The organism is Methylosinus sp. H3A (assembly GCF_015709455.1).
In the GTDB taxonomy this organism is placed as follows: Bacteria; Pseudomonadota; Alphaproteobacteria; order Rhizobiales; family Beijerinckiaceae; genus Methylosinus.
This window is the reverse complement of the sequence record NZ_JADNQW010000005.1, coordinates 3,701,676-3,719,148: the sequence shown is the minus strand read 5'-3', so window position 1 is coordinate 3,719,148 and position 17,473 is coordinate 3,701,676. Positions and strand designations below refer to the sequence as shown.

The following is a 17,473-nucleotide window of genomic DNA, read 5'->3' as shown; positions in this document are numbered from 1 at the left end:
AAAGCCGCTTCCGGCGGCCGAAAACGTCGCCGTCGGGGCTTTTTCCGCGCTATTGGCGGCGCAGAGCGGGGCCCGGCTTCTCTCCGAGCGCGCGCCAGCTTCCCGCGAGGCCGAGGACGACGGCGAAGACCAGCGCGCCGAGCGTCGTCAGAGCGACGGGCCAGGGCAGAAAGACGAACTCCATTTTCATCAACGCCACCAGGATGAAGCCTGCCGCGCCCGCGCCTGCGACGACAGAGAATATCCCGGCCACGATCCCGAGCAGCGCGAACTCCAGCGCAAAAGCGCTGGTCAGCCAGCCGCGCGTCGCGCCGAGCGTCTTCAGCACGATGGCGTCGCGCTGGCGGCCGCGCTGGCTCGCCGCCACTGCGCTGCCGAGCGCCAGCGCCGCCGTGACGATGGCGAGGCCGGCGGCGGCGCGCGCGGCGAAGGTGAGCTGATCGGCGATCTTCTCCACCGCCTCCAACGCGTCCTTGACCCTCAGCGCCGCGACCTGCGGAAAGCGCGCCGCAACTTCGCGCACGAGTCGCTTGTCGCGAACCGGATCGTCGCGATCGGCGAAAGCGACGGTGAAAATTTCCGAATAGGGCGCGTCGGCGAAGGCGTCCGGCGAGAACACCATCATGAAATTGATGCCATAGCTGCGCCAATCGACGCGGCGCAGATTGGCGACGCGCGCCGCGACGTCGCGGCCGAGCACATTGACGACCATCTCATCGCCGATTTCGACTCCGAGCCCTTCGGCGACGCGCGCCTCCAGCGAGACGAGGGGAGGGCCGCTCCGCTCCGTCCCCCACCAGCCGCCGGCCACGATGTCCGAGCCCTTCGGCGGCGCGGCGGAGAAAGTGACGCCGCGGTCGCCCTCGAGCGCCCAGGCGATCTCCTCCGGCGGCTTCAAATTTTCGGCGCGGACGCCTTTCACGGCGACGATGCGGCCGCGCATCATCGGCACATGCTCGACTCGGGAGTCGGCGGCGAAGGAGGCGAGGAAAGGCGTGAATTCGTCGACCTGCTCCTTGGCGACGTCGACGAAATAAAAGCTCGGCGTGCGGCTCTTCTGCGCCTGGAACAATTCGGCGTGGATCGAGCCTTCGATCAGCGCCAGCGCGACCAGCAGCGTCTGCGTGACGCCGATCGAGACGATCAATGTGGCGGCGAGGCTCTTCGGCCGGCGGATATTGCCGATCGCATGGCGAAGACGCGCATCGGGCACATGGGAGATTCGTCGCGCCGCGCGAACGACCAGCGCCGCCACGCCGCGCAGCAGCGCAAAGGCCGCCGCCGTGGCGACGATATAGGTCGCGGCGAGCTTCTTGTCGCCAGCGGAGACCATCACCAGAACGATGAGCGCCGTAGCCGCGGCGAAAGATGCGAGCAGAAAACCGCGCGGCGGGGCTTTCTCCTCGGCCTCGTCGCGCAACAGGCGGGCGACCGGCGTCCCATAGGCCCGGCCGAGCGGCGGCAGCGCGAAGATCAGCGCCACCAGCAGCCCATAGGCCGCGCCGACGCCGAGCGAGCGCGCGTCGACCGAGGGCGAAAAGGGCAGGGGGACGGACGCCGAAAGAGCGAAATCGGCGAGATAGGGGAAGGTCGCGCCGAGAGCGAGGCCGCCGACGACGGCGAGGCCGGCGACGAGCAGGACTTCGACCAGCGCCATCACGAAGACGCGCGAGGCCGGCGCGCCGAGCGCCTTCATTATCGCGAAAGCGTCGCGCTTTTTGGCGACGAAGCCGGCGACGGCGTTGGCGACGCCCGCGCCGCCCGCCACCAGCGCCGTCAGCGCGACCAGCGTCAGCAGCTGGGTGAAGCGCTCCTGATTGCGCGAGAATTGCGGGGAGACGGCGTCCCGCTTGCGCAAATCCCAGCCGGCGTCCGGAAAGGCCGCCGTCAGCGCCGTCACGAAACGCTCGACCTCCGCGTCGCTGGCGACCGCGCCGGCGCCGCCGAGCGAGATTCGGGTGAGCCAGCGCGCCACCGCGCCAGGCTGAACGAGCCCGGTCGCCCGCAGGGCGTCCTGGCTCATCAGCACCCGCGCGCCGAATCCGAAGCCGCCGGCGAGCTTGTCGGGCTCGCTCGCGAGCTCGGCCGTCAGCGTGAAGGCGGCGGCGCCGATCTTCACCTTATCGCCGATTTTTAAATCCAGCCGGGCGATCAGCGTCGAATCGGCGACGAGGCCGAATGCGCCATCGCCCTGGCGCAGCGCCTCGGCCAGCGGCCGCGCCGGAGCGAGCTCCACCGCGCCGGCGCCCGGATAGACGGAATCGACGGCCTTGATTTCGACAAGCGTCGCCTCGCCGTCGACGGCGCGGGCCATGGCGCGCATCAGCGCGATTTCGCAGACGCGGCCGTAGCGCTCGAAAAATTCGCGCTCCTGCGGCGCGAGGCGCCGCATGGTGGTCGCGACGGAGACGTCGCCGCCCAAAATCGTGCGCCCCTCGCGGGCGAGACCCTCCGCGAGCGAGCGCGACACGGCGCCGACGCCGGAAATCGCGGCGACGCCGATGACGATGCAGGCGATGAAGACGCCGAAGCCGCGCAGATCGCCGGAAAGATCGCGCAGAGCGAAACGTAGCGCCAACGGCAGCCGCGAGACGAGGCCGCGCTTCATGACGCCTGCGCCTCTTCGCCGTCGATGCGGCCGGAGCGCAGACGCACGGCGCGGTCGCAGCGGGCGGCCAGCGAAGGATCGTGGGTCACCAGCACGAGCGTCGCCGAGCGCCGCGCCTTTTGCGCGAAGATCAGATCGACGATGGCCGCGCCGGTCTCCGAATCGAGATTGCCGGTCGGCTCGTCGGCGACGAGGATGACGGGATCGGGGGCGAGGGCCCGCGCGAGCGCGACGCGCTGCTGCTCGCCGCCGGACATTTGCGACGGATAATGCGAGAGACGATGAGCGAGGCCGACAGCCTCGAGCTCGCGCCCCGCGCGCTCGAAAGCGTCGGCGCGGCCGGCGAGCTCCAGCGGAACGGCGACATTCTCCAGCGCCGTCATCGTGGCGATGAGCTGGAAAGACTGGAAGACGACCCCTATCTTCCCTCCGCGGAACCGCGCCAAGGCGTTTTCGTCGAGGCGAGCGAGATCGCTCCCGTCGACGAGCACCTTGCCGGAATCGGGCCGCTCGAGGCCGGCGAGCGTCATCAGCAATGTGGATTTCCCGGAGCCCGAGGGCCCGACGAGACCCACGGCCTCGCCGCGCGCGACCGCGAGGCTTATGTTCTTGAGCACATGGACGCGCGCCGCGCCCGCGCCGAGGGTGAGATCGACATCCTCGAGTTCGATGACCGGCCGCTGCACTTTGGGGGAGTCCTGCAATGGTTTGCCGCTGCGCCGCCCGCCGGTTCGCGTCCCGCGATCCGGCTCAGACGCCCGCCCCGACATATGCGAAGGCGCTCGCTGTTTCCAGTCTCCGGCCGCGCTTTCGGCCGCTCGGCCCGGCCGCTTTCCTGTGCGCCGCCGCTTTTCTGGCGCTTTTGATGACGTTCGCGCGCCCTGCGGCGGCCGAGCCTCTGCGCGTCGTCGCCTTCGGCGACAGTCTGAGCGCGGGCTTTCAGCTTCCGGCCGACGCCGCCTTTCCGGCGCAGCTCGAGGCGCGGCTGAAGAATGACGGCTATGACGCCCGCGTCGTCAACGCCGCCGTTTCCGGCGACACGACCCGAGGCGGAGTTTCCCGGCTCTCCTATGCGCTGCGCGACGGCGGGGATCTGCTGATCCTGGAGCTCGGCGCCAATGACATGCTGCTCGGCTTCGAGCCGGCGGTGACGCGCGCAAACCTCGAGAAGATCGTCTCCACCGCGCAGGAGCGAGGACTCGACGTGCTGCTCGCCGGAATGCTGGCCAACGCCAATTTCGGCGAGGATCACAAAAAATCCTTCGACGCGATTTTCCCCGAGCTCGCCGCGCGGCGCGGCCTGCCGCTCTATCCCTTCTTTCTCGACGGCGTCGTCGGCGAAAAGGGCATGACTCTCGTCGACGGGCTGCATCCGAGCCGGGCGGGCGTCGCGAGGATCGTCGCCGGCGTCGCGCCGCTCGTCGAAAAGAGCCTCGATTCGTTGCAATCCAAGCGCCGGGAGGCCGCGCAGCGCTGAACCGCAGCCGGGAACGAAGTCGCGCATAACTCTCGGTCGTCGAGAAAAAACGGGCGTCGCGCGCGGGTTTGTCGATACAGCTGTCGCATTCCGGCTATAGTGCGGTCACCATCCTTTGCGCGCGCCCGAGACGGCGCGCCGATCCGCGAGGAGGCGCCGACATCGGCCCCTCGCTCCGCCGCGACGCGGCCGGGCCGGGGCTCTGCGAGCAGACAGCGACTTCGGCCTGTACCCGCTCCCGCGCGCCTTGCGAGGCCAGGATGGAGGATCTCCGATGCCCAGACTGTTCACCGCCCTCGAAATCCCCACTCTCGTCGCCGGCGATCTCGCCGCGCTGCGCGGAGGCCTTCCGGGAGCCCGCTGGATCGACGCCGAAAATTATCACATCACCCTGCGTTTCATCGGGGATGTGGACGATGCGCTCGGCCATGACGCCGCTATGACGCTCGCCGCGATCCGCCGGCCCCCGGTCTCGATCGCGCTCGAGGAGCTGTCGAGCTTCGGAGGCGACAAACCGCGCGCCATCGTGGTGAAGGCGCGCGCCGATTCGGCTCTCGCCGAGCTGCAGGCGGAGCAGGAGCGACTGCTGCGGCGCATCGGCATTCCGCCCGAGCCGCGCAAATTCGTGCCGCATGTGACGCTCGCCCGCCTGCGCGGGGCGTCCTGCTCGTCGGTCGCGACCTATCTCGGAACGCGCGGCTATTTCCCGCCCATGCGCTTCGAGGCGGCGCGCTTCGTGCTGTTCTCCTCGCGCGATTCGGTCGGGGGCGGCCCCTATATCGTCGAGGCCGACTATCCGCTGCGCGACCGCAAGGCCGTCGGCGCCGGTCAGCGAGAGCTCACCGCCTACGATCGTTAGAGCGCTGCCAGCCGAAGCGGACGCCGGTTCGGCGTCGGAAACGCGTCTAGGATTCGGCGGTCGCCTCATCGGCTTTGCGTCCGCGCTCCACGACGGCGGCGAGCGAGGGATCGCGCGCGACCGCCTCTTCGATGAGGCGGTCGGAGGCGGCCTCGATCGTATCCTGCATGCGCTGAAAGAACTCTCGCGGCGCGAGCCCCGCCGGAATCGGCGGCAGATATTCTATGACCACCGTTCCCGGCCGCACGATCCAAGCCCGGCGCGCCCAGAACAGGCCGGAATTCAGCGCCACCGGCAGGCAGGCCGCGCCGGTCTCGCGATAGAGATGGGCGACGCCGAATTTATAGAGCGGCGGCGCGCCGGCCGGGCGCCGCGTGCCTTCCGGAAAAATAAACAATTGCCGACCCTCGGCGAATAGCGCCTTGGTCTTCTCGATGAGCTGCGGCAGCAGCTTGCCGCCCTTGGCGCGGTCGATGCCGACCTGCTCCGCGCCCATCAGATACCAGCCGAAAAAGGGGATGAATACCAGCTCACGCTTGAGGATGTAGGAGAAATCCGGCGAATGCAGCGGCAGGACGAAGGTCTCCCACATCGACTGATGCTTGCAGGCGACGATGATCGGACCTTTGGGGATATTCTCGAGGCCGCGAAACTCGAATTTCAGCCCGACGATCTTCTCGAGCCAAAAGAGCGACGTTCGCCCCCAGACGCGGCCGAGCTGCATCGAGGCCTGCCGCTTCATCAGCAGGCCGGGCAGCCAGAGTATCTGCAGCGTCATGAGATTGACGTAAAAAACGATGTGGAACAGCACCGAGCGCAGGAAGAGCATTGCGTGGGTCGCCTGACGGTTTCGCGGGGCTAGGGCGGGTTGGCGACGCCTTCTAAGCAGGATTTCGAAAAAGTGGGAATCGGTTTCTCGCCGCGAGCGCTCCGGCGGGCGTTTCCTCAGCGCGGCGGCAGCCGCGGCTCCGAGACGGCGGTCGCGCCGGCCGGTCCGGAAGCGGTGGCCGAAAAGCCCGGCTCGAGCAGCCGAGTGCGCAGCAGCACATAGAGATATTTGACATATTCGGCCGCGATGAGCCGCGTCACCGCCAAATCGTCGAGCCAGTCCTCGACGCGTAGATGATCGCTGACGACGGAGAAGGGGTAGAGCTCGACCTCGGGCAGCGCCGCCGAGAGCTCGGCCAGCGCGCGCGGCATGTGATAATTGGAGGTGACGATGATGAGCGAGCCTTTGCCGATTCCGCGCGCCCGCGCCCAGTCGCGCGTCTCCAGCGCGTTGCCGATCGTGTCCTGGGCGCGATAGCCGAGATCGACGCAGCAGTCGAAGAGCTCGCGCGAGACGGGCAGGAGCTTGGCGATCTCATGGCCGCGCGTCGCGCGATTGACGCCGGTGATGAGAAGCCGGCGCGCCTGGCCGCGCGCCAGAAGGCCTCCCGCCTCAAAGACGCGATCGGAGCCGCCGGTCAGCACCACGACGCCGTCGGCCTGCACGGTCAGCGTCGATTCGGTCCGCTCCAGCGAGAGGGCGAAGCCGATGAAGCCGGCGACAAAGGCCGAGGCGAGAAAGCAAACGAAAAACAAGGCCGCGACGCGCCAACGTCCGGGCGCGGCGGATCGGTCTGCTCCCGCGTCTCGCGCATAGGCTCGCAAGCGTCCGTCCTCGTCGTCGGCCCCGGTTCCTCGACAAGATGGAAGCGGCGCTCGAGGCCGTCCAGCGCCGAACGAAAATTATACACGGGAAGAATTCACAGCCGCGTCCGATCGCATCGGATCGGATGCGATCGCCGTCTCGGGAGAAGCCGGATCGTTCGACCGCATCCGTTCGGGCGGAAAGCGTCTATTCGGCCCCGTCCAGCCGCCGCAATTGGCGGAAGACGATCTCCTGCGACATGAAGCCGGTGAGCAGCCCGGCCGCCGCGGAAATGCCGCCGACCACGGTGAAACCGAGGGGCCCCAGGGAAAAGCTGCCGAACATGGCCTCGAGCTGGTCGCCGTCCGGCGTCGCGGTCCAGCGGTTGGCGAGATAGCCGCAAAAGAGAAAAAAGACCATGGCCGAGGCGCCGCCGATGAAGCCGCCCCTGAGCCCGAGCGCCAGAAAGCGGCGCTGAAACTGCTGGGCGATGTATTTGTCCGCGGCGCCGACCAGATGCAGCACCTCTATGATCTCGCGATTGCCGACCATGGCCGCTCGCGTGGCGAAGGCGACGGCGAGCCCCATGGCGACGACGATCAGCACGAAGACGAGCGCCGCCACCGCCACCACAGTGCGCGCCATCTGGCCGAGACGCTCCACCCAGAGCCGATGATCGTCCAGCGCGGCGCTCGGCAGGGCCTGCGCGAGCTCCCGGCGCAGCGCGTCGAGATCGATGTGGCGGCTGTCGTCCAGCTTGACGACGATCATGCGGGGGGCGGGCAGCTCGGCGAAGTCGAGGCCCTGGCCGAGCCAGGGCGCGAGCAGCGCCTCGGACTCGGCCTTGGTGTAGACGCGCACGTCGCGCACGCCTTCGGCGGCGACGAGAACGGCGGTCGCGCGGCTGACGTCGGCTTCTATGTCGCGGCCGACGACAGAGCGGATCTGCACGCTCGCCTCGCGCGCCACATCGCGCCGCCAGTCGACGCTGGCGTCGGCGACCATCAGCGCCGCTCCGGCCGAGAGCGCCGCGAGAAAGGTCATGATGGCGATGACGATGACGAGCGAGCGCCCGGCGATGGAGGAGGTGGGAACGAGCGGCGTCTCGCGGCCGAGCGTCTCCTCCAGCGAGGCGTCGCGCCCTTGGCTCGGAGACGGGGAGAGCCGGCGCAAGGCCGCGCGGGGCGATTTCGCGTCATTCGAAGACATGCAGCCGCCCGTCCGCGAGCACCAGCCGGCGCGCGCTCTCATATTGGTCCATCAGAGCCAGATCATGGGTGGCGATGACGACCGAGGTTCCGCTCTTGTGCAATTCGACGAAGAGCCGCAGCAGACGCCGCGCCAGCGTCGGATCGAGATTGCCGGTCGGCTCGTCGGCGAGCAGCAGCTCCGGCCGCACGATCAGCGCGCGGGCGATGGCGGCGCGCTGCTTTTCGCCGCCCGAGAGCACGCTCGGCAGGCTGGAGATGCGCTCGTCGAGCCCCACCCAGCGCAGCAGCTCCAGCACCTCGGCGCGATAGCTCGTCTCCTCGCGGCCGATGACGCGCAGCGGCAGAGCGACATTCTCGTAGAGGGTCAAATGGTCCAGCAGGCGGAAGTCCTGGAAGACGACGCCGATGCGCCGCCGGATCTCGGTCACCGCGTCCTTGTCGAGCGTTTCGGCGTCCTTGCCGAAGAGGGTGATTCGTCCGCGCGTCGGCTTCAGCGACATCAAGACGAGCTTCAGCAGCGTCGTCTTGCCGGAGCCGGACGGTCCGGTGAGGAATTGGAACGAACGCGGCGCAATGGAAAAGGCGAGATCGCTCAATATCTCGCTGCCGCTTCCATAGCGCAGGCCGACGTTCTCGAAGGTCAGCAAGTGTGTGTGTCCATTGGCGCGGCGGGCGCAGAATCGCCGCCCGTGAGATTAGCAGTTCACCGGCCATTAACCATATCGGCGGTTAATCGACGACATATCCGGCGGCCGATTTCGAAAATGGACGCCGGCGGCTCGGAGACCGGCCATGCGCAACGATGTCGTCAAGCCTATTCCCCCGATCCGCTCTGTCGTCGCCCCGCATTCGGGCGATGGGGACGAGTCCGCGCTGTGGCGAGAGCCCCCGCGCGAGAGCGACCCCATGCGCAACCGGCGCGAGCGCCTGCTGCCATTGATCGCGGCGATCATCGCCGTCGTCTTCGGGGCCATGGCGCTCATCGGCATGCGCGAGAAGATCGTGCGGGTCGTTCCCGTCGCGACGGCGCTCTATTCGGCTATCGGTTTGAAGGTCAATGCAGCGGGGCTCGATCTGCGCGGCGTCACCTCTAAAATCGTGACCGAAGGCGGGCGCAAAGTGCTGACCGTCGAGGGCGAGATCGTGAATTTGCGTCGCTCGGCCAATCGCGTGCCGCCGATGGCGCTCGCCGTGCGCGGCGCCGATGGGCGGGAGCGCTACGCCTGGACCGCCGCCGCGCCCAAGATGCAACTCGCCGCCGGCGAGAGCGTGCAGTTCCGCGCCCGCCTCGCCGCGCCGCCCGCGGACGGGGCCGATGTGCAGGTGCGATTCGCCAGTCTCGGCGAGGCGCGATAGCGCCTGCGTTCCCTTGGCCGTCGAAATCGCCTAATGAGGCGTCCATGCCGACGCATGCGCCTCTCCTCTTCGTCAACGCCCGCCTCGTCGATCCCGCCTCCGGCGTGGAGACTCGCGGGGGACTCCTCGTTCGCGATGGAAAGATCGCCGATCTCGGACCGGCGCTGAAGCCCGACGCCGCGCCGCAAAGCGCGCGCATCGTCGATTGCGCGGGCGATGTGCTCGCGCCCGGCCTCATCGACATGCAGGCCTTCGTCGGCGAGCCGGGGGCCGAGCATCGCGAGACCATCGCCACCGCCACCGCCGCCGCCGCCGCCGGGGGCGTCACCACCATCGTCGCCACGCCCGGCACCTCGCCGCCCGTCGACGATCCGGCGGTCGTCGATTTCGTGCTGCGCCGCGCCCGCGACACCGGCCGCGTGCGCGTATTGCCCATGGCCGCGCTCACCAAGGGGCGCGAGGGGCGGGAGATCTCCGAATTCGGCCTGCTGCGCGAGGCCGGCGCGATCGCTTTTTGCGACGGCAAACGCTCGCTGCGCAACGCCCAGACCATGCGCCGGGCCATGACCTACGCCCGCGATTTCGACGCGCTGATCATTCATTTCCCGGAGGATCGCGATCTCGTCGGCGAGGGCGTGATGAATGACGGCGAGCTGGCGATCCGCCTCGGCCTCGCCGGCGTGCCACGAGAGGCCGAGGCCATCATCGTCGATCGCGATCTGCGGCTCGCGGCGCTGACCGGCGCGCGCTATCACGCCTCCATCGTCGCCAATGGCCTGTCGCTGGCGGCGCTGGAAACGGCCAAGGCGAGCGGCCTGCGGGTGAGCTGCGGGACCACGATCAACCATCTGACGCTCAACGAGAACGACATTGGCGACTACCGCACCTTTCTGAAGCTGCGGCCGCCGCTGCGCCATGAGGACGAGCGTCGCCTGCTGGTCGAAGCCGTGGCGAGCGGGCTCATCGACGTCATCGTCTCCGACCATGATCCGCAGGATGTGGAGACGAAGCGCCTGCCCTTCGCCGAGGCCGAGGCCGGCGCCGTCGGCCTCGAGACCATGCTGGCGGCGGGATTGCGGCTCGTCCATTCGGGCGATGTTCCACTGGCCACGCTGCTGCGGGCCATGTCGACGCGGCCAGCGGAAATTCTGCGTCTGGAGCAGGGACGCCTCGCCAAAGGCGCGCCGGCCGATCTCATTCGCTTCGATCCCGACGAGCCCTTCGTCGTCGACCCGGCCGAGTTGCATTCCCGCTGCAAGAACACGCCTTTCGACACTGCGCGTCTGCAAGGTCGGGTGAAATCGACCTATGTCGCGGGAGAATCCGTCTTCGAGAGGCGAGACGGCTAAAGCTCGGCCACAGCGAAATAAGGCGATTTGCGGCCGTGTTTGGGACAAAGTCGGGAAAAACAGGCAAGTCGAATGTGAATCTTTGAAATAGGTACGTAGGTTTCCCGCCCGTAACTTCCCGAAATCGAAGGCGTGGCGTTAACCCTGATTCTGCGTTTGTTGTCCCGCGGCGCTTCGCCTTCGACGAGAAAATCGCCCGAGCGGCCGGGCCGTCACGTGGAAGAGAAACGATGCTTGGTTCCCGAATTTCCCTCGTCGCGCTGATGGTCGCCGCGGCGCCTGCGCTGCAGGCCCGCGCCCAGGAGGCGCTGCCCGATATCGACATTATCGCGACATCGCCGGAGGCGGGCGCGGGGATCGAAAAGTCGAAGATTTCCACCAATCCGATCACCATATCGCGCAAGGATCTCGACCGCGATCACGCAATCCTGGTCACCGAGACGCTGGCGCGGCGCAACGCCTCGATCAACATCAACGAGGTGGCCGGCAATCCCTTCCAGCCGGATGTGACCTATCGCGGCTTCTCGGCCTCGCCGGTGGCCGGCACGCCGCAGGGTCTCGCCGTCTATCAGGACGGCGTGCGCATCAACGAAGCCTTCGGCGACGTGGTCAATTGGGATCTGATCCCGACTGTCGCCATCGCCAATGGCGACATCGTCAGCGGCAATCCGCTGTTCGGCCTCAATGCGCTGGGCGGCGCGCTGACGCTCGAGATGAAGAACGGCTTCACCTGGCAGGGCTTCGAGGCGGACGGCCGCGGCGGCTCTTACGGAAGGCGCTTCGGCTCGCTGCAATATGGCAAGCAGATCGACAATTGGGCCGCCTATCTCGCTTTCGAGGGCATTGGCGACGGCGGCTGGCGGCAGCGTTCGGGCTCCTCTGTGCTGCGCGGCTACGCCGATCTCGGCTATAAGGGCGACAAGACCGAATTCCATTTGAATTTCACCGGCGCGGGCACGCGGCTCGGCGCGGCGGCGGCGACTCCGATCGATCTGCTGCAGCGGGGCGGATACGGCTCCATCTTCACGACGCCGCAAACCTCCAACAATGATCTCGCCTTCGTGAATTTCAGGGGCGCCTATGAGGCGACGAACCATCTGAAGTTCAACGGCAACGCCTATTTCCGACAGTTCCGGCAGGAGCATGTCGACGGCAATCTGGCGGATGTCGAGCGCTGTAGCTCGAACGCCTTCATCTGTCAGGACAATGATCCGTTCCTGGTCAATGTGCCGACCAACGCCCAGCGTCGTCTGCGCGACGTCTCCGGCAATTTCATTCCCGCCTCGGTCCTCGCCGGCGGCGTGGCGGCGAGCGTCGACAAGACGAAGACCGATTCCCGCTCCTATGGCTTCGCGCTGCAGGGGACTTATGACGAGGCGATCTTCGGCTTCAAGAACAAGCTCGTCGTCGGCGGCTCGCATGATCGTCAATTCGTCGACTTCCGCGGCTATTCCGAGCTCGGCGTGCTGCAGCCCGATCTTTCCGTGGCCTCGACCGGGCTCGTCTATCAGAACGCCGTTCCCGAGGGCGGCTTCCAGCAGGTGAGCGTCGGCGGCCGCAATTTCTATTGGGGCGTCTATGCGCTCGACACGCTGGATGTGACCGACAAGCTCACCGTCACCGCGGGCCTGCGCTTCAACAGCGCGGATATCGCGCTCTTCGATCACCGCGGCGTCTCGCTGAACAGCAATGCCATCTATCAGCGGGTCAATCCAGTCGCTGGCCTCACCTATAATTTCCTGCCCGAATTCACCGTCTACGGCAATTACTCGGAAGCCAATCGCGCGCCGACGGCGCTGGAGAACGGCTGCTCGGACCGCCTGCATCCCTGCATGATCGATGGTTTCCTCGTCTCCGATCCGCCGCTGCGGCAGGTGGTGGCGCGGACCTGGGAAGTGGGCTTTCGCGGCTATCACCCCATCGGCCCCGACAATGGCCGTCTCGACTATCACGCCGGCTTGTTTCGAACCGAGAGCTCGGACGACATTCTCGCGCTGCCTTCCGACGTGATCCAAGGCCGCGGCTATTACGCCAATGTCGGCCAGACGCGCCGGCAGGGCGTGGAAGCCGGCGTCACTTGGCGTAACGACTTCCTGGCGCTCTACGCCGATTACGCGCTCATCGACGCGACCTTCCGCTCTTCTCTGACGCTGAATTCCGGCGACAATCCCTTCGCCGACGCCAATGGCCAGATTCACGTGCGTCCGGGCAATGTGCTGCCGGGCATTCCGCGCCATCGCGTCAAGCTCGGCTTCGATTACAACATCACGCCGGAATGGAAGTTCGGTCTCGACTATATTTTGACGAGCGGCGTGCATCTGGCCGGCGACGAGGCCAATCTCGACAAGACTCTGCCGTCCTGGGGGATCGTCAATCTGAAGACCTCCTACAAGATCATGGATAATGTCGAAGTCTATGCGCTGGTGCAGAATCTCTTCGATCGGCGCTACTATACTTTCGGCACTTATTTCGAAACCGCGGCGCTGTCGGGCTTCGGCAATCCGCGCACCGTCGGACCGGGCGCGCCGATCGCCGCCTATGGCGGAGTCAAGGTCAAGTTCTGACCGTAAGGTCATGATATAGCTGAATAATATTCTTTATCAAACGGGGAGGCGGCGTTCGGCGGCGCCTCCCCTATGTTGTTTGGGCGGCCCGGCGGAATCGCGAACGCACTTGAAGAAAGGCGGCAACCGCCTTAAAGGCTCGCGCGCGCGGGACGCGAGGCGCGCCGCAACCGAAGCTGGAACCAGAAAGCATGGCCAAGGAAAAATTCTCACGCACGAAGCCGCATTGCAACATCGGCACGATCGGTCACGTGGACCATGGCAAGACGTCGCTGACGGCGGCGATCACCAAGGTTCTGGCCGAGAGCGGCGGCGCGACCTTCACGGCCTATGACCAGATCGACAAGGCCCCCGAGGAGCGCGCCCGCGGCATCACCATCTCGACGGCGCACGTCGAATATGAGACCGCCAATCGCCATTACGCCCACGTCGACTGCCCCGGCCACGCCGATTATGTGAAGAACATGATCACCGGCGCCGCGCAGATGGACGGCGCGATCCTCGTCGTCTCCGCCGCCGACGGCCCCATGCCGCAGACGCGCGAGCATATTCTGCTCGCCCGCCAGGTCGGCGTGCCGGCGCTGGTCGTGTTTCTGAACAAGGTCGATATGGTCGACGATCCGGAGCTGCTCGAGCTCGTCGAGCTCGAAGTGCGCGAGCTGCTGTCGAAATACGAGTTCCCCGGCGACGATATTCCGATCACCAAGGGCTCGGCTCTGGCGGCGCTCGAGAACAAGACGCCGGAAATCGGCCATGATGCGATCCTGAAGCTGATGCAGACGGTCGATGAATATATTCCGCAGCCGGAGCGTCCGAAGGATCAGCCCTTCCTGATGCCGGTGGAGGACGTGTTCTCGATCTCGGGCCGCGGCACGGTGGTGACGGGTCGCGTCGAGCGCGGCGTGGTCAAGGTCGGCGAGGAAGTCGAGGTCGTCGGCATTCGTCCGACGATCAAGACGACGGTGACGGGCGTCGAAATGTTCCGCAAGCTGCTCGATCAGGGCGAGGCGGGCGACAATATCGGCGCGCTGCTGCGCGGCACCAAGCGCGAGGACGTGGAGCGCGGCCAGGTTCTGGCCAAGCCCGGCTCCGTGAAGCCGCACACCAAGTTCAAGGCGGAAGCCTATATTCTGACGAAGGAAGAGGGCGGCCGTCATACGCCGTTCTTCACCAACTATCGTCCGCAATTCTACTTCCGCACGACCGATGTGACGGGCATTGTGACCCTTCCCGAGGGCGTCGAAATGGTGATGCCGGGCGATAATGTGGCGATGGAGGTGAACCTCATCGTTCCGATCGCCATGGAGGAGAAGCTGCGCTTCGCTATTCGCGAAGGCGGCCGCACCGTCGGCGCCGGCGTCGTCGCCTCGATCATCGAATAAGAAAAGCGAGCCTTTTGGGCTCGCTCTCAAAAACGGACTGCGAGCCGAAGGGCTCGCAGTCTGGACTGGGCCGCGAGCCGTCGGCCTTTAGGCTGCGAGCTGCTCTTCGAGGAGGATCGCCGGCAAACGCGCGTCCTCGGACTCGTCGCTCTGTTCCGAGCCCGAATGGGTCATCACCTCGAGCGCTGCGGCGACGGCCGAAATGCCGATCTCTCGATAGAGACGGGCGAGCAGATCGTGCGGGCGGTCGGCGGATTGCGTTTCGCTGAAATCGGTGGCGACGAGCTTCGACATGGCTGGGGACTCTTCTACTGAAGGTTTTTAGGACTCTCGTGGAATGTCGTGCATTTGAATTAAAGTCTCCCTCAGGCCGGTAAACTATTCGTAAAATCGCGGAGCCAGCCGCGCGTCTTCCACAGCTCGCGATTGGTGAGCGACGCCGCGATCGATGCTATGATCGGCCGCATGCTGCGCCATATCCCAGAAGAGCCCGTCTCCAACGCCGCGGTCTGGTGCCGGCGGCTCGCGGTTTTCGCGTTGCCGGTGGCGGCCATCGCCGTGCTTCTCGCGCGCGCCAATGCGGTCGAGCCGCAGGCGTCTCTCGCCGTGCTCGGCGGCGCGATCCTCGTCGCGCTGGTCGCGCTGCTGCTCTTTCTGGCGGCCTGCGTCGTCATTTGGCAGGAGGGCCGGCGCGGGCTGGGCGAGGCGCTCGGCGGCGCCTTTCTCGCCGCGCTGACGCTCGGCTATCCGGCCTATCTCGCCGTCCAGGCCGTGCGCCTGCCCGTGCTCTCGGACATCTCGACCGACACTTCCGATCCACCGCGCTTTTCCACATCCCGCGCGGCGGCGGCGGCGCGCGCCGGCTTCACGCCCGGCGCTTTCGACTCCGATTCCGCGGAGCGGCAGCGGGAGGGCTATCCCGACATAGAGCCGATCGTCGTCGATCTCGAGCCGGACGAAGCCTTTCAGCTCGTGCTGGAGACGGCTGCGAGCCGTGGCTGGCGGGTCATCGATCAGCGCCCGCCGGGCGGACGTTCCGGCGTCGGCCATATCGACTTTCTCGACCGCACTCTGGTGATGGGCTTCGGCGACGACATCACGGTGCGGCTGCGCCCGCTCGCCGGCCAGACGCGCATCGATGTGCGCTCGGCCTCACGCACCGGGCGGCACGATTTCGGAGCCAATGCGAAGCGGATCAGGCAATTCGCGGAAGAGCTGCAAGCGGGGCTGAATGAGAAGTGAGTGGGGAGTAGGGGAAGAAATCCACTCCCCAATCACTACTCCCCACACTTGAAATACCGCGCCTCCAGCGTCGCCGGCCCGTCGGCGCGGACGAGGCCGCGCTCGACGAGATCCTCGAGATGGGCGAAGACAGAGAGCGCCGCCGCTCTCTGCAGGCGGGCGTCGAAACCTTCATAGATGCGCGCGACGATGGCGACGATCGTCTCGTCGCCGGCCTCGAGCCGCTCCAGGATCGCCGCCTCGCGCTGCCGGCGATGGTGGAGCAGGGCGCGTAGATAGCGTTGCGGCTCCTTCACCGGACCGCCATGGGCGGGCCAATAGAGGCGGTCGTCGCGCCCGCGCAGCCTTTCCAAGGAGGCGAAATATTCGCGCATGGAGCCGTCCGGCGGGGCGATCACAGTCGTCGCCCAGCCCATCACATGATCGCCCGTGAAGAGCGTGGCTTCCTCGGCGAGCGCGAAGCAGAGATGGTTCGTCGTATGCCCCGGCGTCGCGACCGCCTCGATCGTCAGGCCGCCGAAGGCGAGGCATTCGCCGTCGGCGAGCGTGACGTCCGGCGCATAGGCGCGGTCATGCGAGGCGTCGAGGCCCGGCCCAGTGACCGAAAGATCGGGCGGCGGCGCATAGGCCGCGCAACCGGCGATCGTCGCGCCGGTCTTGTCTTGCAGAATGCGCGCCGCCGGCGAATGGTCGCGGTGCGTGTGGGTGACGAGCAGATAGCGCAGCGTCTCTCCCCCGATCGCGGCGAGCAGAGCCTCGATATGCGAGGCCTCCGCAGGACCGGGGTCGACGATCGCCAGCTCGCCTTCGCCGATGATGTAGCTGCATGTGCCCGTATAGGTGAAGACGCCGGGATTGGGCGCGACGATGCGGCGCGTCAGCGGCGACACGCGCAAAAGCGCGCCGGGCGGCGCGTTGTCGAATGTCATGAGGAAGGAGTCTCGATCGGTCATGGGCGAATATTACGTCGTCGCGCGCGACGTGACGACGCCGGCAGGGGGCAGGGTGTCCGTCATTGGAAGCTCCGTCCTTTCGGCATGGCCTCGCGCGCCTTTGCGCTGCGCGATTGCTCGAGCAGCCTTAGATCGGCGCTCATATCCTCGATCTTCTGCGCGATCACATGGACGACGCCGGATTCGTTCTGAACGCCCGTGACAGCGACGAGCCGCGCGCCGATGACCTCCGGACGCCGCCGCTCGAATAATTTCGGCCAGACGACGATATTGGCGCCCCCCGTCTCATCCTCGATCGTCATGAAGATCACGCCGCTCGCCGAGCCCGGCCGCTGGCGCACCAGCGCGAGGCCGGCGACCGTCACGCGCGCCCCCTCCCTCACCGGCAGCACGGAAGAGGGAGATAGCCGGCCGCGGCCGGCCTCGAGCGGGGCAGGGGGAGGCGCGCCATTCTCCATGACGACGACGCGCAGATAGGAGAAGGCGCGCACGACGCCGGTGAGCGAATTGCGATCCGCTATGCCTATGCCGATTTGGCCGAGCGCCATCGCCTGCGCGACCATCTCCTCGGGATACGAGGCGCCGCGCAGGAAAGAGAAGTTCGTCGTCGCGAGTTCGGCGTAGCGGGGCATCGCAGGCTCGGGCATGCGCTATGTTCACGGATTGTCCTGCATTTCCCGAACAGGGGCAAGAGCTGCGCGAGGGCCGCGCGAGCGCCCTCGAACGCCGTGCGGCGCGCGTATCGGCGCGGCGATGTTCGATGATCGTCGCAACTGTCGCAAAACTGCGACGATCGTGGGCGCGTCGCCATTTCGTGATCTGGCGAAGGCGCGCGCATT

16 protein-coding genes are annotated in these 17,473 nt (G+C 66.8%); 7 read left to right on the top strand and 9 right to left on the bottom strand.

Annotated elements, in window-relative coordinates; translation table 11 throughout:
* Positions 1–49: 49 nt before the first annotated feature.
* Positions 50–2,608, bottom strand: coding sequence for an ABC transporter permease (locus IY145_RS20170; RefSeq protein WP_196409839.1), 2,559 nt, complete (start codon positions 2,606–2,608; stop codon positions 50–52).
* A complete protein-coding gene (locus IY145_RS20165) occupies positions 2,605–3,294 on the bottom strand; it encodes an ABC transporter ATP-binding protein (protein WP_196410641.1) in 690 nt (229 codons plus the stop codon). Before IY145_RS20165 ends, IY145_RS20170 begins: the two co-directional genes overlap by 4 nt.
* 179 nt (positions 3,295–3,473) lie before the next feature.
* Between IY145_RS20165 and IY145_RS20160 the strand changes: the two genes are divergently transcribed.
* Both IY145_RS20160 and thpR read left to right on the top strand, forming a co-directional pair.
* On the top strand, positions 3,474–4,085 hold the full coding sequence (locus tag IY145_RS20160) for an arylesterase (RefSeq protein ID WP_246722122.1): 612 nt from the start codon (positions 3,474–3,476) through the stop codon (positions 4,083–4,085).
* Between the two features lie 274 nt (positions 4,086–4,359).
* Positions 4,360–4,944 (top strand): RNA 2',3'-cyclic phosphodiesterase, encoded by a 585-nt coding sequence (thpR, locus tag IY145_RS20155; protein ID WP_196409837.1) that lies wholly within the window; start codon positions 4,360–4,362, stop codon positions 4,942–4,944.
* A gap of 46 nt (positions 4,945–4,990) precedes the next feature.
* On the opposite strand, the gene IY145_RS20150 is transcribed toward thpR, so the two are convergent.
* From IY145_RS20150 to ftsE, 4 genes are all read right to left on the bottom strand, one after another.
* Positions 4,991–5,773, bottom strand: a complete 783-nt coding sequence (locus IY145_RS20150) for a 1-acyl-sn-glycerol-3-phosphate acyltransferase (RefSeq protein WP_196409836.1) — start codon at positions 5,771–5,773, stop codon at positions 4,991–4,993.
* A 116-nt stretch (positions 5,774–5,889) separates the two neighbouring features.
* The gene (locus tag IY145_RS20145; protein ID WP_246722121.1) at positions 5,890–6,528 is read right to left on the bottom strand and encodes a YdcF family protein; all 639 of its coding nucleotides are present in this window, start codon (positions 6,526–6,528) and stop codon (positions 5,890–5,892) included.
* A gap of 256 nt (positions 6,529–6,784) precedes the next feature.
* Positions 6,785–7,786 (bottom strand): ABC transporter permease, encoded by a 1,002-nt coding sequence (locus tag IY145_RS20140; RefSeq protein WP_246722120.1) that lies wholly within the window; start codon positions 7,784–7,786, stop codon positions 6,785–6,787.
* Positions 7,773–8,435, bottom strand: a complete 663-nt coding sequence (gene ftsE / locus IY145_RS20135) for a cell division ATP-binding protein FtsE (RefSeq protein WP_196409833.1) — start codon at positions 8,433–8,435, stop codon at positions 7,773–7,775. The genes IY145_RS20140 and ftsE overlap by 14 nt, the downstream gene beginning before the upstream one ends.
* A 145-nt stretch (positions 8,436–8,580) precedes the next feature.
* Between ftsE and IY145_RS20130 the strand changes: the two genes are divergently transcribed.
* The 4 genes from IY145_RS20130 (at position 8,581) to tuf (ending at position 14,439) form a co-directional block, all read left to right on the top strand.
* The gene (locus IY145_RS20130; protein WP_196409832.1) at positions 8,581–9,144 is read left to right on the top strand and encodes a hypothetical protein; all 564 of its coding nucleotides are present in this window, start codon (positions 8,581–8,583) and stop codon (positions 9,142–9,144) included.
* 44 nt (positions 9,145–9,188) lie between these two features.
* Entirely contained in the window at positions 9,189–10,493 is a 1,305-nt protein-coding gene (locus IY145_RS20125) for a dihydroorotase (RefSeq protein WP_196409831.1), read from the top strand.
* A 230-nt stretch (positions 10,494–10,723) separates the two neighbouring features.
* Positions 10,724–13,057, top strand: a complete 2,334-nt coding sequence (locus IY145_RS20120) for a TonB-dependent receptor (RefSeq protein ID WP_196409830.1) — start codon at positions 10,724–10,726, stop codon at positions 13,055–13,057.
* A 191-nt stretch (positions 13,058–13,248) separates the two neighbouring features.
* A complete protein-coding gene (gene tuf, locus IY145_RS20115; protein ID WP_196407313.1) occupies positions 13,249–14,439 on the top strand; it encodes an elongation factor Tu in 1,191 nt (396 codons plus the stop codon).
* Positions 14,440–14,526: 87 nt separating this feature from the next.
* On the opposite strand, the gene IY145_RS20110 is transcribed toward tuf, so the two are convergent.
* Entirely contained in the window at positions 14,527–14,733 is a 207-nt protein-coding gene (locus tag IY145_RS20110; RefSeq protein ID WP_196409829.1) for a hypothetical protein, read from the bottom strand.
* Between the two features lie 171 nt (positions 14,734–14,904).
* Between IY145_RS20110 and IY145_RS20105 the strand changes: the two genes are divergently transcribed.
* On the top strand, positions 14,905–15,681 hold the full coding sequence (locus IY145_RS20105) for a DUF1499 domain-containing protein (RefSeq protein ID WP_196409828.1): 777 nt from the start codon (positions 14,905–14,907) through the stop codon (positions 15,679–15,681).
* Positions 15,682–15,716: 35 nt separating this feature from the next.
* Here IY145_RS20105 and IY145_RS20100 read toward each other — a convergent pair whose 3' ends face one another.
* Complete coding sequence (locus IY145_RS20100) at positions 15,717–16,610, bottom strand: MBL fold metallo-hydrolase (RefSeq protein ID WP_246722119.1); 894 nt, start codon at positions 16,608–16,610, stop codon at positions 15,717–15,719.
* 83 nt (positions 16,611–16,693) lie between these two features.
* Positions 16,694–17,266 (bottom strand): OB-fold nucleic acid binding domain-containing protein, encoded by a 573-nt coding sequence (locus IY145_RS26620; RefSeq protein ID WP_196409826.1) that lies wholly within the window; start codon positions 17,264–17,266, stop codon positions 16,694–16,696.
* Positions 17,267–17,473 lie beyond the last annotated feature (207 nt).

Excerpts from the sequence above, each read along its gene's own strand:
- IY145_RS20125 (WP_196409831.1), top strand. The coding sequence starts at position 9,189 with ATGCCGACGCATGCGCCTCTCCTCTTCGTCAACGCCCGCCTCGTCGAT.
- tuf (WP_196407313.1), top strand. The coding sequence starts at position 13,249 with ATGGCCAAGGAAAAATTCTCACGCACGAAGCCGCATTGCAACATCGGC.
- IY145_RS26620 (WP_196409826.1), bottom strand. The coding sequence starts at position 17,266 with ATGCCCCGCTACGCCGAACTCGCGACGACGAACTTCTCTTTCCTGCGC.
- IY145_RS20170 (WP_196409839.1), bottom strand. The coding sequence starts at position 2,608 with ATGAAGCGCGGCCTCGTCTCGCGGCTGCCGTTGGCGCTACGTTTCGCT.
- IY145_RS20160 (WP_246722122.1), top strand. The coding sequence starts at position 3,474 with ATGACGTTCGCGCGCCCTGCGGCGGCCGAGCCTCTGCGCGTCGTCGCC.
- IY145_RS20140 (WP_246722120.1), bottom strand. The coding sequence starts at position 7,786 with ATGTCTTCGAATGACGCGAAATCGCCCCGCGCGGCCTTGCGCCGGCTC.
- thpR (WP_196409837.1), top strand. The coding sequence starts at position 4,360 with ATGCCCAGACTGTTCACCGCCCTCGAAATCCCCACTCTCGTCGCCGGC.
- IY145_RS20100 (WP_246722119.1), bottom strand. The coding sequence starts at position 16,610 with ATGACATTCGACAACGCGCCGCCCGGCGCGCTTTTGCGCGTGTCGCCG.
- IY145_RS20110 (WP_196409829.1), bottom strand. The coding sequence starts at position 14,733 with ATGTCGAAGCTCGTCGCCACCGATTTCAGCGAAACGCAATCCGCCGAC.
- IY145_RS20120 (WP_196409830.1), top strand. The coding sequence starts at position 10,724 with ATGCTTGGTTCCCGAATTTCCCTCGTCGCGCTGATGGTCGCCGCGGCG.
- IY145_RS20130 (WP_196409832.1), top strand. The coding sequence starts at position 8,581 with ATGCGCAACGATGTCGTCAAGCCTATTCCCCCGATCCGCTCTGTCGTC.
- IY145_RS20150 (WP_196409836.1), bottom strand. The coding sequence starts at position 5,773 with ATGCTCTTCCTGCGCTCGGTGCTGTTCCACATCGTTTTTTACGTCAAT.
- IY145_RS20105 (WP_196409828.1), top strand. The coding sequence starts at position 14,905 with ATGCTGCGCCATATCCCAGAAGAGCCCGTCTCCAACGCCGCGGTCTGG.